This is a genomic window from Bradyrhizobium sp. ISRA430, assembly GCF_029909975.1.
GTDB lineage: Bacteria > Pseudomonadota > Alphaproteobacteria > Rhizobiales > Xanthobacteraceae > Bradyrhizobium.
The window spans coordinates 7,668,983-7,682,175 of the sequence record NZ_CP094516.1; the positions used below are offsets into that span (position 1 = coordinate 7,668,983).

The 13,193-nt window shown below is 57.8% G+C and carries 9 protein-coding genes and 1 pseudogene; 8 read left to right on the top strand and 2 right to left on the bottom strand.

Features of this window, described 5'->3' with window-relative positions; all coding sequences use genetic code 11:
- Positions 1 to 469 precede the first annotated feature (469 nt).
- Entirely contained in the window at positions 470 to 1,003 is a 534-nt protein-coding gene (locus MTX21_RS36025; protein WP_280969195.1) for a hypothetical protein, read from the bottom strand.
- A 1,566-nt stretch (positions 1,004 to 2,569) separates the two neighbouring features.
- Between MTX21_RS36025 and MTX21_RS36030 the strand changes: the two genes are divergently transcribed.
- The 8 genes from MTX21_RS36030 (at position 2,570) to MTX21_RS36065 (ending at position 11,063) form a co-directional block, all read left to right on the top strand.
- Complete coding sequence (locus MTX21_RS36030) at positions 2,570 to 4,576, top strand: methyl-accepting chemotaxis protein (protein WP_280969196.1); 2,007 nt, start codon at positions 2,570 to 2,572, stop codon at positions 4,574 to 4,576.
- A gap of 399 nt (positions 4,577 to 4,975) precedes the next feature.
- Complete coding sequence (locus MTX21_RS36035; RefSeq protein WP_280969197.1) at positions 4,976 to 5,278, top strand: HU family DNA-binding protein; 303 nt, start codon at positions 4,976 to 4,978, stop codon at positions 5,276 to 5,278.
- Positions 5,279 to 5,836: 558 nt separating this feature from the next.
- Positions 5,837 to 6,358: a hypothetical protein gene (locus MTX21_RS36040; protein WP_280969198.1), complete on the top strand. Its 522-nt coding sequence runs from the start codon at positions 5,837 to 5,839 to the stop codon at positions 6,356 to 6,358.
- Positions 6,359 to 6,682: 324 nt separating this feature from the next.
- Positions 6,683 to 6,937, top strand: a complete 255-nt coding sequence (locus MTX21_RS36045; RefSeq protein WP_280969199.1) for a hypothetical protein — start codon at positions 6,683 to 6,685, stop codon at positions 6,935 to 6,937.
- Between the two features lie 490 nt (positions 6,938 to 7,427).
- Entirely contained in the window at positions 7,428 to 8,267 is an 840-nt protein-coding gene (locus MTX21_RS36050) for a S1/P1 nuclease (RefSeq protein ID WP_280969200.1), read from the top strand.
- Between the two features lie 19 nt (positions 8,268 to 8,286).
- Positions 8,287 to 9,087 (top strand): hypothetical protein, encoded by an 801-nt coding sequence (locus MTX21_RS36055; RefSeq protein ID WP_280969201.1) that lies wholly within the window; start codon positions 8,287 to 8,289, stop codon positions 9,085 to 9,087.
- Positions 9,088 to 9,114: 27 nt separating this feature from the next.
- Positions 9,115 to 10,842 carry a phospholipase D-like domain-containing protein gene (locus MTX21_RS36060; protein ID WP_280969202.1) on the top strand — a complete coding sequence of 576 codons (1,728 nt, stop codon included), beginning with the start codon at positions 9,115 to 9,117 and terminating at the stop codon, positions 10,840 to 10,842.
- A 38-nt stretch (positions 10,843 to 10,880) separates the two neighbouring features.
- A complete protein-coding gene (locus MTX21_RS36065) occupies positions 10,881 to 11,063 on the top strand; it encodes a hypothetical protein (protein WP_280969203.1) in 183 nt (60 codons plus the stop codon).
- A gap of 593 nt (positions 11,064 to 11,656) precedes the next feature.
- Here the strand turns inward: MTX21_RS36065 and MTX21_RS36070 are convergent.
- Positions 11,657 to 12,029, bottom strand: a pseudogene (locus MTX21_RS36070) (hypothetical protein).
- Between the last annotated feature and the right edge of the window lie 1,164 nt (positions 12,030 to 13,193).

A 13,193-nucleotide genomic window follows, 5' to 3' on the forward strand; every position in this document is an offset into this window, starting at 1 on the left:
GGACGCACCTTCAGATCCTCGCCGGTTCAGATCAGCATGCACGTTGAAATCAATTCTCTAAGCTTCCCGGAAAGCAATAGAGAGGTTCTCGCAGATTGAGGCGAAAGTCTTTTTCTATTCCTCGTTCTCGAAGCAAAATCGCGCTCCTTCATCTCCGCGTTCGATCCACCAGTCGACTCTCAGTCCTCGGGAAATATGGGAGGCTTCTCCCCGGCGTTCGCGTTGTGAGTTTTTCTGCATTCCGATGCAGTATTCCTGCGCCGTTCCGGCGATCAAGACGAGTAGCAAGAAGACCAGTTTGGATCCCTGCTCATCAAAGGCGCCTTATAGGATCGACCAAGCATGGAGACCACATCGCCCCAACCAATACCGCCGGCCGTTGAGCCGGCGCCTGCATACCGCAATAAGAATCCTGCGGCGGCCTCTTAAATCAATGGCTTAACACGGCGATGTTGCGGTCGTGTCGCCTTCACTCGTCAGGGTAGGCGTGCCGCCGGGAGCATGATGAAAGAAGATGTCGCCGGTGCCAGACTCTCCCGAGTGACATCTCCTGTTCCTCGGGGGAGGAGCCCCGGCGGCCCGCATACACGCCAACAAGCCATGGTTCGACAAATGCTTGCGGCGCCGGAGCAGGTAGGCCTCGAGAGTTGATCAGTGCTTTCCCGAAGTGCAGGACCGGCGAGCCAGACATCCCGTGACGCGTGGCCGAATCCACAAAGAAGATCGGCATCTGGCCTGCGATATTGACCAGAGGCTCCGAAGCGACGGAGCCACGCTTCCAAATCGCGAGAGTCCCCGGCAGGGCCAATCGTGGCGGAAAGCCAAGAATGAAGACCTCGGCTCCAACCGGCGCATATCCGTATTCCCAATAGTCGGACTTACCGTCTTTCGGGGGGTGATAGAGAACAGCAGCTTTGAAGGACGCAATGCGGCTCTTTTCTTCTTCGTAATTCGGCATCCAGTCATTGAGACAGATCACGCCGATGTCGACCTGTTGAGCCATGCCATCCTGGTTAAGGAAGCCGCAATGTTGTCACCACGTTGGCCGCCCATCTTTGACTACGGGCAGTTCAAGCTCCCGGAATTCCGCTGTTCTACGCGCACTATCTTGCGCAGACCAGTGGCATCTCGGCCGTGTGGGAAAGCGGTGGTGCTCGTCCAGAAATGCTTCAGAGAAGGCATGTTTTCCAGATAGCACATGCCAATTGGTGACAAGGCCGTGCGTCTGCCCGAATTCATAGTAGAATCCTGTCGCCTTCGGCAACGGAACGTTGCGAAAAAATGGTTCGATCTGTGTGACGCGAAGAGATTGCTCGCTAACTGTCAAAGTCTGCTCACTTTCTAGAAAGGGGCGCGTTCAGTGCGCGCATCCTGATAAGTGCAAACCTCAGGTCTCGCCCAGGGCAACTAGAGTGTGCAAATCCGAGTCGCAGCCAATCACGACTCGCGCCCGTGCACGACACTTGTGCTTAACTAAAGCACGCATCTTCGGGCCGAACTGCTCGCTGTCCGACTAAATTCGTGCTCCGAGCGATACTCTGGGCAACTTCGATCGTACGTCTTTGTCAGGAGTGACTTGCGACAAGCATTCACAGTAACACCTCGCCCTTCGGTGCATGCGGTTGCGATTATCGTTTTCAGTCGTCAGAACAGCCTCGGCCGCCGAAATCCTGCAGTTTGACGCCGCTGACCGAACGATCGTAGCTCGCGAATCGCGTTAGCATCTTCATCGTCATGATCACCTCCGCGTGTGGCAATGATTACGGGAGGCCGACGCCGGGCCGGCCTCAAGCCCCCTTCAGAACCATGGCCGATTACGATGCGCGAGCAACGAATCCAATTCCGGATTTTGTATAAGGGCCGAAGCTTCATCTGCTCGCGCACAGTGACTGGCATCAGAAAGTTGCGTCAGACGGTTACTGTCCCGGGCTTTGGTGTCGAGATCGACTTGGCCATTTACAGTCAGCACAACGTTCATCCGATCTCGAGCATGGAGGACGCAGCCATCGGCATCGCCACCCAAATGGTCGCGCGCGCCAGTCATCCTCGTACAGCCCGGCGCCGCAGTGCCCTACGCTCCTCGTCGTAGCTGTTTTCATGGGGATTCCAATAGGGGCCGAATGCGAGCTGCGTTCAGGTAAGGGCTAGCGCACCAGGTCAAGTGCCAATTGAGCCTTCCCTCGGGTAGCTACCGACGCGGCTTCATGCTCGATTCGATGGATGCGTCGGTGGCTTATGTCACAGTCGAAGGGCGGAACCGTAAGAGCCGTTGTAGGTTTTCCGCTGTAGCGCCTCGCTTACACGGCTCACTCCGTACAACTGTTATGCACCATGTTGCGCGCGAATCCTGCAGGCATGAGTAGAGAACTGCAGAATTTGTGCGTCCATTATTATCTGCTACGCCGCGCATCGCTGGAAGATGGTGATGACGATATCAGGTTCAAAAGTGGTGTTTCCAGAGTGCGGCACGCGCGCTCTCACCACTGGGGCGCATGTATGATTCAGATGACAGTCGAGTTCAACCTTATGTAACTAATCAGAACTAGGGGTTTCGCAAACGATCTCGCCTTTGATTGGAAATCTGGTGCCCGCCCCAAAAATAGCGAAACGACTCGTATCAACAGCTCGTCGCAGATTTCGACCGGCCCTGCGTACCCAGATCGCATTGCTGGGAATCGTGAGTGTGCTTGTCACAGGCGCGACTTGCATTGCCGGACTTGACTATCTCGCGAAGTCGCAGAGCGACGTAAGCGAGAGCGCCAATCTTCGCGCTCACCTCACATCTCTTTCCGAAGCCTTTCTTGAATCGCAACAGCTGGCTCTGGAGTTTCTGCGCAAGCGTGATGAAGCTATGGTCGCGCGACAAGCCCAGGGCGTCAAGAACGCGCTGGCGGACCTCAGCCAGATCGAGGAGCAGGCCGCTTCCTTGCCAGGAGGCGATCCCCTGAGAGACGTAACGTTCCTTCGCGCCGGGATCAACCTTTACGCGACTCGCTTTAACAACGTTGTCTCCGCGCAGCGGCTGCTTGGGCTTACGGAGAATGACGGGCTCCAAGGTAAGCTCCGCGAAGCCGTGCATCAGGCGGAAACGCGGCTTGCACGTTTCAACGAGCCACACCTGACGGTGTTGATGTTAATGATGCGACGGTACGAAAAGGATTTCATGCTGCGTCATGAGGAGAAGTATCGTGATGAGCTGGAAAAGTGCGTCGCCGAATTCGAGGCCGCGCTTGCTACCTCAGAGCTTCCTCCGGAATCCAGAGTGGAGTTGAAGAAGCTTGTTGCTTCTTATCGATCGAGCTTTTTGGCGTTAGTTGTATCGCAACAGGCGCTGGATGACCAAGTTGACGATCTCGTCCAAATCTACGGCCGGAATCGTCCTCTTCTGTTGAAGGCGATCGCAGCCGCGGACGCTCGCGCTGTCTCCGCGGAGGATCATGCGTCGCGCCTCAGAGCGACTTTGGGTTGGGCAATCGGGCTAGCCACTCTCGCAATCGGCTTCGTTGCCGTGCTGATTGGGCAGAAGCTGGCGAAGCTGATAACCCGCATGAGCGCAGCAATGCGTCAACTCGCGGCTGGGCAATTCGATGTCACACTGCCGGGTCTTGGGCGTTCAGACGAGATCGGCGACATGGCTCAGGCCATGGAAGAGTTTAAGGTCAGATCGAGGGAGAAACTGCAAGAAGAACTTGCGGTTAATCAGGAACAAGATCGCGCGGCCGCGAAGCGGCGCAAGGCGGAGCTTGGAGAGCTGGCCAGCACATTTGAATACGCCGTGAGCGGCGTCATCGATACAATGTCTTCCGCATCGACCGAGCTGGAGGCTTCCGCTCGAGAGCTGACGGATACGGCACACGTTACTCGGGAGATTTCTGATAACGTTGCTTCGGCGTCGGAGGAGGCGTCAGCCAATGTTCAGCTGGTTGCTGCCGCAACCGAAGAGATGATGGCATCCGCTTCCGAGATCGGCCGGCAGGTCGAGCAATCGACAGAGATCGCCAAGGGAGCCGTGCGCCAGGCTGAAGAAACGGATCGGCGGATGAAGCAGCTATCGGCTGCTGCAATCAAAGTCGGTGGCGTGGTTGACCTAATTGCAACGATCGCCAGGCAAACCAACCTCCTGGCGCTTAATGCAACAATCGAAGCTGCGCGGGCAGGCGGTGCCGGCCGCGGCTTTGCAGTTGTGGCGGTCGAGGTGAAGTCGTTAGCAACTCAGACGGCAAACGCGACCGTCGAAATTGGAGAACGGATTGCTGACATTCAAGCAGCGACACTGGAGTCAGTCAGCGCCATCACAGACATCGGAAATAGTATTGGCAGAATCTCACAAATCGCATCAGCGGTTGCCGTTGCGATCGATCAACAGGGCGCGGTAACGAAGGATATTGCCCAGAATATTCAGCGTGCGGCCGCGATGTCGACGGCGGTCGCGGGCAACATCCGGCAGGTTGCGCAGAAGGCGTCCGTTACAGGTGCATCATCGTCGCAGGTGCTGACATCTGCCAATGTGCTTGCCCGAACCAGCCTTCGCCTCAAAGTCGAAGCCGATGACTTTCTCGCCGGGATCCGATCATGATCCTTGCGCCGAGATGTTCCGCAAGCCTCGCTGATGGTGGAGGTAATAGAGCCAAATGCGTGGCATGATAGGCGCGATAGGAGAATGGGGGCAACTGCTCAGCCCACGAGACTATGGGGCCGGACATCCATAGACAGCTTGCGAAGCCTTCGGAATTGCTGCCGGGGGCAGCATTCGCGCTAACACAAATGGCCGCCGTCGTCGTCCGAAAGCGCTCACGATGCCGGAACATACCGAACTGATCCTTGTGTTTTGACTTCCGATAGGTTTTAAGCCCCTCACTTCATGATCTCGGCGCGAACGAGAAGCGATTCGTGCGGCTTGCCTTGCTGGACTGACGTGACGGAGCCGGCGTCGTTCAGCGTTTGAATCGTTCTGCGCTCCTCAAAGGAATCTATCATGGCAAAAATGACGAAGAACCAGCTAATTGACGCGATTGCTGAAGGAGCGCAGATATCCAAGACTGACGTAAAGGCCGTCATCGAGCAGCTGGCGACGGTAGGCTACAAGGAGTTGAACGAGTCCGGCGAGTTCGTCATTCCCGGCTTCGTCAAAATGTCGGTCGTGAACAAACCCGCTACGGAAGCCCGCAGCGGCATTAATCCTTTTACGAAGGAGCCGATGGAGTTCGCGGCCAAGCCGGCCAGCAAATCGGTTAAAGCGTCTCCGCTCAAGGTTGCCAAAGACGCAGTAGCGGTATGATGAGGTCCGCTCGCCGTCAATAACTTGCACCTGGGCCAGACGACGGACGGCCCTTTGGCACGGTAAGGCCGGGGCAGCGCTCCAGAGAGCCAAACGGATTGCATCACGAAATAAGGTTTGCGAAATACGATACACCGCTATCGAAAGACTGCCGCAACTCTAAGGTCCGTGACGTCCGGCGAGCTGCCGGCGACGTAAGCGGGTCAGGCGATCACGCGATCGCCTGAATTGAGCTGGCGAATATGCTCGCCGGGCGGCTCAGCCCGTAATGCTCACGCAGTGTCCTGCCAGTGTAGTCGTGACGAACAGGCCGCGTTTGCGCAAGATCGGCACGACCTGCTGGGCGAGAGGTCGAAGCCGCCCGGTAGCCAGGCGGCATGACGTTGAAGCCGTCGGCCGCGGGCTTCGGACAACACTCGCTCTTATTGATCTCCCTGTTGATCCGCGCTGATCGATCCGGTGTTTCTTCCGCCTTTCTCCGAAGTCATCGCTGCCGGCTGGCAACTCGCACAAACCGGTGAGCTCTATGACGACGTCTCCGCGAGCCTGCTGCGCGCCTTGAGCGGCTTCTCGTTATCCGTCGCGCTGATCGTGCCGCTTGGCCTTGCCGTCGGCTGGTATGCCCGGCTCGGCAATCTCCTGAATCAGTTCATCGAGATCTGCCGCAACACCGCGCCGCTCAAGGACCGCACCAAGGCTGTCCAAATGATGCTTGTCAATCACTCCCGGCGGCCGACCGCACGATACCATCGCTCTTGTGCTGATGCCGGCCGTCAATGCTCACGATCTCGGCATGTAGGGAGGTGTTGGGCTCGTTTCTGGCTGGCTGCACTCGCCTGGACCAACTCGTCGGGATCGGCAACCTGCGTCCGGCTCTGGGCGGCTGTTCAGATCAGTTGGATTTCCCAAGTTGGTTCCTTCAAGCAGCTCTCGAAGGCGATCGATGCGAGCGATCCGGAGGACATCGGATGGCTTTATCATCAACATTGGGCTCCTTGCGCGAAGTGCGTCGATGAAGACGATACGGGCGCACAATACCGATGCGTTGTCAGCGGGATTGATAGCCCATTGTCCCCATAGATCGACAGCGAGTCATAGCGGCATCTCGCAATAGGCGTGGGAAATAACGTGCTCGGTCAACTGCCGGCGACGAAAGAGGCGACGCACGCAACGCCACCCGAAATGGTTGCCTCGCACTAGCTGCTGCCGCTGTAGAAATCAACTACGCGAACGGCCATCGCCGCTGCGCAGGCGGAAATCCGTCAAAAAAGGGCGATCAAGCGTGGAATTTATGCGTGAGCACTGCTGCTAGCCGCATTAATCAATACTCAAATGCCGCTAGGGTCAGCCAAACGCACTAAAAGCCAAGATGACGCGGAGTTCCTCCGGCCAAAGGAGATCGAAATGTCAGCTGACGGCGGCCTCGTGCTGAACAGGGGCGAAGAGACCTCCCTACTTAGGTATCTAACAAACTTCCGCATGACTATTGCAAGCCGCGAAGATGTGGACCCGCGCGGCAATAGCGCGCCATCTTCCGATCCGGCGAAGGACGCTCTTTTGGTTCGGAGCTGGGACGGCCGGATGCTGCATTCGACGAAACTAGAAACACTCCTGCGATTGAAGCCCATCGCAAAAGACAGAAGCAACGCAGGAATTTAGGCATGAATGGGCGAACTGATGCATTTTGACGCAACAACATTCCTAAGCTGGCCGGCAAGCAAACTCGGCGGACATATTGGGTGACTAGCATGAGCTTGGCGGATTGGAACGTCGTTGTTTTTCGTTCAAGGCCGATTCAGAACGATGATGGCAGAACACAAGCAACCTCAGCTTCCTCGGTTCAGACCAGATGGAGAGCCGCCTGAAAGACCACACACCTAGTGCGCGATGCCCGCGAGCTATTGATGGCGAAGGACTTTATCTAAGGCAATGCCGGGAGCCGGCACATTTCGTGTTCGAAAGGGCTTGTCGAACGCCTGGTTGGAGCTGCCGACAGTAATGGACCAAAGCCGATCCGAACCCGATGCAACGCGGCCCAGGATCATCTCTTACGCTTCGACAAAAATTTTGATCTCTCGTCCGGAGATAGTTGCAATCATGAAGGCTCCCGACTTATGGTAGATCCAATTGAAGGCTGTGGGGAAAAGCTATGAGAGCTGTCTGGCTCGCGTGGCTCGTGCTCGGTGTGTCGGTCTCGCAGGCTTGGTCCTGGGGGCAGGAAGGCCATGCAATTGTCGCCGAGATCGCGCAGCGACGGCTCGATCCCGCCACGCTCGGCAAAATTGAGGGCCTGCTTGCGCAGGAAGCTCCTGGTCTAGATCACCCCAACGTAACACTTGCTTCAATCGCCAGTTGGGCTGACGACTACCGTGCCGACCATAAGGATACGGCAGGTTGGCATTTCGTGGACATGCCGGATGATCGATCAACCTACGATCCGGATGCTGACTGCAAAAACGGCAATTGTGTCGTCGAGGCTATTGCGCGCTTTCGGGCTGTCCTGGGTGATTGCTCGAAGCCGGCATCCGAACGACTCCAGGCCTTGAAGTTCATTGTTCATTTCGTGGGCGACATTCACCAGCCTCTGCACGCTTCGGACCGGTCGGACGCCTACACAGGAAAGGACGATCAAGGCGGCAATCTTGTCCCGGTGACGTTCTTCGGACAGACCACGAACCTGCATACGCTCTGGGATACTGGCCTGATTATGCGCACCGTTTACAACTGGGGCGCCTATGTCGTCCGGCTTGAAACGGTCTGGTTTCCGGGGCGCGACTTGACCGGGTTGAAGGGTGGCTCGCCTGCCGAGTGGGCCGTCGATGCGCACAGGCTTGGCCACGAAATTGCTTATGACATTCCTGACGATGGAGTTTTAGGGGTGAAGTATTTTTCGAAAGCATCTCCGATTGTTGATCGCCAACTGGCCCTGGCTGGAATACGGCTGGCTCAGTTACTCAGGGACACGCTGGCCACGGCAGCGTGCCAGTAACAGAGTGTTAGGTGCCGCTATGAAGGCGCTGACGCTAGCAGTTGCTATCGCTTTGTCGTTTCCCCTCGCGGCTGCGCTGGCAGCTCCGGGAAACACCACGTCCTGCTCGACAAATGGAATCTGCTACTGCACGCACGATTATCTGAGCGATCCCATCAGACAGCGCGTTGCCGAAATACGGAATCTGATCGCCACGCAACGGGCTCAAGGCAAGGCGATCGGTTATCTAAGCGTGCCCCTCACCGGGATTGGCGGTGGATTATTCCCAGTCAATGCGCTCGTCGCTATGGAAGCCAAGGAACGGGTGGAGCAGCAGTTCGGCCCGCGCGACGTTTGGGTCCTCAATCCGGCTGCTCCGGAGTTTTCCCTGGCCGCTGACGCGAACGGCGTCGACTACATGTGGATGTGGACCCAGATCCTCGAAGGAGAAGGGCCTGAAGGCCTTGGCGCGTTCGACTTCGTGTATTTCATCGGACCGTCTGATTTCGCGCGCCACTTTGGGCTTGATGGTCATGCCGACCTCGAAAAGCTCGACACGGCCTATGACAATCTGGTCAAGACCAAGCCTGATCTCGCGGCCAAGGTCGATAAGCGCTCGTTCCGCGACTACTACGGTGTGCGTGCCTCCGTCAGCTTCAGCTACGGATCTCACGATGAATGGAACATTGTTCGGACCATCAATGCGAAACGGCGTGCTGCTGACAGTACTGCTGGGTTTGCGAAGCAGATGGGTGTCTTCTTTGACGAGAAGCCCGTAGCCCCCGGGCTTTTGGAGGTTCCTGTTGATGTCGGCAATGCCGGCGCATGCAAGACGAATTGATGCAAATGATTTAAGGGAGAGTTTTTCATGTCCACGAAGCAAGCTGCTGCCAATGCCATCAAGAAAGCCAAAGGCAAGGCGACCGGTTCCGGCAACGGAAACGTTGTCGTGAAGGCCTACACCTCACCCACCCTGGTGCTGCTTGCCTATGACTGGCCTGCGGGCGATGAGCATGAGGACTTCCTTGGCTTTGCGATCGAGCGCGCGCCTGGATTTGATGGAGCCGCGAAAAGCTGGTTGCCGAACCGAATCGGCTTCAAAGGCCCCAAGCCCGACCACAGCGACTTCCCAAGCAGCGAGGCGCCGATCCAGAAGTTCTACTGGTGGGATGCCCGGATCGATACGAAAGACCGTGGCCACTCCTTCAAGTATCGGATCGTACCGGTAAGGGGAAAACCGGACGCATTGAACCTGTTGGATGCACAGGCCACGGCAATCGACGTGCAGGTCCCGTTGACAGAGGAATACGGGATCACGACACACTTCAACCGCGCCGTCGTGAGTTCGCAGGCATTCTCGAAACAGTTTCCGGAGATCAAGACAGCGGCACAGCAAAAAGCCGCCAGAGCATGGCTTGGCAATGGCATGGAGCAGGCTGTTCCGCAGTTTCTGGATCGCGCAGCAGGCAAGGACATCGAGGGGGCCATTTACCATCTGACCGACGAAACTTGGATCATTCCCGCGCTCAAGAATTATGGGGGGCTGATCTCGCTTGCCTACAATCACACGAGCAAGGACCAGGCCTCCGACGACGCGATCCAGGAGCTCGAGGATTCCGGCCGTCCTGCCGATCTCTTTGCTGCCCGCACGCACGCGAGCATCATGCATAACAAGTTTCTGGTGCGTGTCGGCGCCGCCGATCATCCCGAAGCGGTTCTCGCCGGCTCGGCGAACTTCACGAGCGAAGGTTTGTCCGCCCAGGCTAACGTGCTGCACGCCTTCGAATCGCCTGAACTTGCGAAGCTCTATCTCGCGCGCAAGCGCCTGCTCGACGGAGATCCTGGCCTGTCAGAGACCCAAAAGGCTCAGAAAGGCTGGTCGGATGAGGTCGTGGTTGGCGATGCAACGATTCGCTCCTTTTTCCCGCCGGAGGGCAACAAGACGCGGCTCTCTATTGACACCATTATCGACGCTATCAAGGCTGCCAAGCACTCGATCCTGCTCTGCGCGTTCGACCCCACGGACATGAACCTCCTGAATGCGGTGTTTGATGCGTCGGATGAGGGAAAAATGATGCTGGCCCTCGTCAACCGTGTCCCAGCCAAGGCGCCAACGGGCGATCCGTCCCACGGCGATGTGGCCGCCAAAATTGCGATTCTCGACCGTGCGCAAAAGAGCGATGAGATCGTCGGCTTCGGCGCGTTCAGCGCCAAGGACACACCAACTGATTTCATGCCGGAGCGTGTTCTCTGGCCCGGCGAAGACCCCAAGATCATGGTCCGTGTTCACCACAAATTCGTCGTCATCGATGCCGAAGGCGACAACCCAGTGGTCTTTACGGGGTCGGCAAACTTCAGCGGCAATTCGCTGCATCACAACGATGAGAACATGCTGGAGATCACGAAATGCCCTCGTATCGCGGGCATGTATATGGCCGAGTTCCTGCGTTTGTATGAGCACTATCGGGCGCGCGTCAAATCGGAAGATATCAAGACATTCAAGCTGACGCCCGACTATGGCTGGAGCCGTAAGTATTTCAAGCCGGGCGCGCCAGAAACCAAGGCGCGCATGGCCATGGCAGGTACCGCTGAATAACGCCGGCGTTGATTTTAACTTTCGACCTGGAGGCATTCATGTTCCTGAACGTTACCGATTACCACGGCAATCAGATTGCCATCGACCCGAAAAGGGTCATCAAGTTGCGCGCGGCCTCGCTTTCGGACGAGCCGGCCAATACGGTGTTCGTCGATTACGCCTCCAACGGGACGTTTGTGCAGGGGACACTGCCAGAAATCCGCCGGCTGTTCGGCACTTAGATCAAGCTGACTGCATTCCACACCCCGGATGGTCAGGACATCTACATCAACAAGGATGGCGTAGCCTCGGTGGCGGTCGATGACCGCTACGCCGGTAGCGCCGTGCTCGTCGTGACGGTCGAGTTCGAAAACATCAGAGTTCCGGCCCGCAACAAGATCCCGGTGCGCGAAAGTGTCGGTGAGGCGGAGCCATTCTCGGCGCCGCGACGCTGGTCTGAATCAATCGTCGTGTCTGGTATCGATGGTGCAAACGCCGGGAGAGCGAGTATGATGTCTTGTCTGCCCTGATCGCCCGCGCACTCCTTTCTGCGTCCGTGCGAGCGCTGGGCGGCGAGGCGAGCGTGCCGCTCCTGCTCACCGATGATCTCGAGCGACCGCCAGTGCCGGCTACCAGGCGCGAGCGGCCATGCGTCGGGGCCGATTTCACGTCCGTGATCGGCGTTGTGCATATTGGGCGCAGGGTAATCCAGAAAAGTTCCTGGGCAGTGAGGGCAGGTCACCTGTGTGGTCCGGTCGCAGGCCTTACGCCGAATAGCCGACGAAGGGAGCGCCGTTCTTTGTCATCAAATAGATTGCACATGCGCTCCGCCTGCTCAGCGCTCGCCCGGCCACCACGTCGATGGCGGGTTGGCGGTCGAGATTTTGGTAGGGCGCAGCGTCACAAGATGGCTGCGCTTGAACGGATAGCCCTGAAGCTCGGAGCATTGGCGGCACCGCATATGCCGCTCAAGTCGTGGATAGGTGTCGTCGTCCGGCGACGCACGACATCGAGGGCAGCCGTCTGACGGCTGTCGCAGCCCAGGCATTTGACCCAAGGTAGGAATAGCCTGCGTTTAACGCATCGCCGAGCGTAGGCGAGGGCTGGGCTGGTCCCTTGAAGACCAGCATACGCTTGTTCCAGGCTTCACAGGCGGGCCGATCGGCCTGCTTGCGCGCCTCTGCCGCGCACTCGGCTGATGCGCGCACGGACGCAGCCGCTGTTGTCCGCCTGCCGGGTAATGCAGACTTGTTGTGGTCATTGCGAGTTATTCCGAGTCTACACGGCCAAGACCCGCAGCAGACTTTCGCCGCCCTTGAAAGTTGTACACTCGCTAGTTGAGGCCGTAGCCCATTCTACTCCGGCATGGTCTTGCGGGGAGCAGATGCAGTCGGCTCAAGGCGACGTGAACGAGATCAGGACCCTTGCGCTATCAATTGAGAGGCCGTGGCGGAGCTGGGTTCAACGAGTCGTCAGCGAAACTCTGAAATCGCCTTCGCCAAGGTCCCTCACGATAGAGCCGGAGCTCCGGTGTGCCCGAAGCGCCGTGCCACGTCGCGACAAACACTTGAGATATATTCTCACCGTCAGCGTGCCGCGATATTTGGTAGAGAGCGAGGCCCGGTTCCACCGTGTAGGTAGCGACGAGAAATTCGTCGGTAGCGAAACAGCGGATGACGCTATCGTCCCCTTCGACGTCTCGGCCGTACTGCCGGAGCAGGTTGTCGGTAAGCCTAATAAGCTCCGTGACGGCTTCCCGGTCGATCGCCGTCCTGCTAGCAGAGCGTCGTCTAACCAGCCTTCTCGATCGCTCGATCAACCGGGCCGCGGCCTGACGCGCGACGTGCTTTGTCGCCCCCACTTTAGGCTCCCCCCATGAGTGGTGACTAGAGCTACCACAACGTAGAACTGTTATGTTCGTTCCCGCGTCTTAGAGATAGTATACTATTTTTGGTTGCCCGCCTTCGGAAAGGGACTGCGCTAAAGTTATCCGGTCCGCTTTGCCTCCACTTTCTGCCCGTTCCGGGCGTGCAATACGGGCCCCCGGGGCTCGTCGGCTATGGACCCGATCTTGCGTCCTTCTATCGCGAGACTGGCGTGCTCGTCGGCCGCAATCTAAGGGCGAGAAGCCCCGTGATCTCCCGGTGACGCGGCGAACCCAAGTTCGAACTGGTCATCAACGTGACAGCCGCGAAGGCGCTCGGCATCGAGGTGCCGACCTCGATGCGATTGCTCGCCGACGAGGTGATCGAATGAGGCCTACCTTGCAGTGAATGAGTCCGGAGTTGGCCCTTTGCGACAGTCCACCGGGCGCCGGTACATGTCCGAAGTTGGGGTTGGAGCAGAAACCGCCAACTCTGGCTCGAACCGAC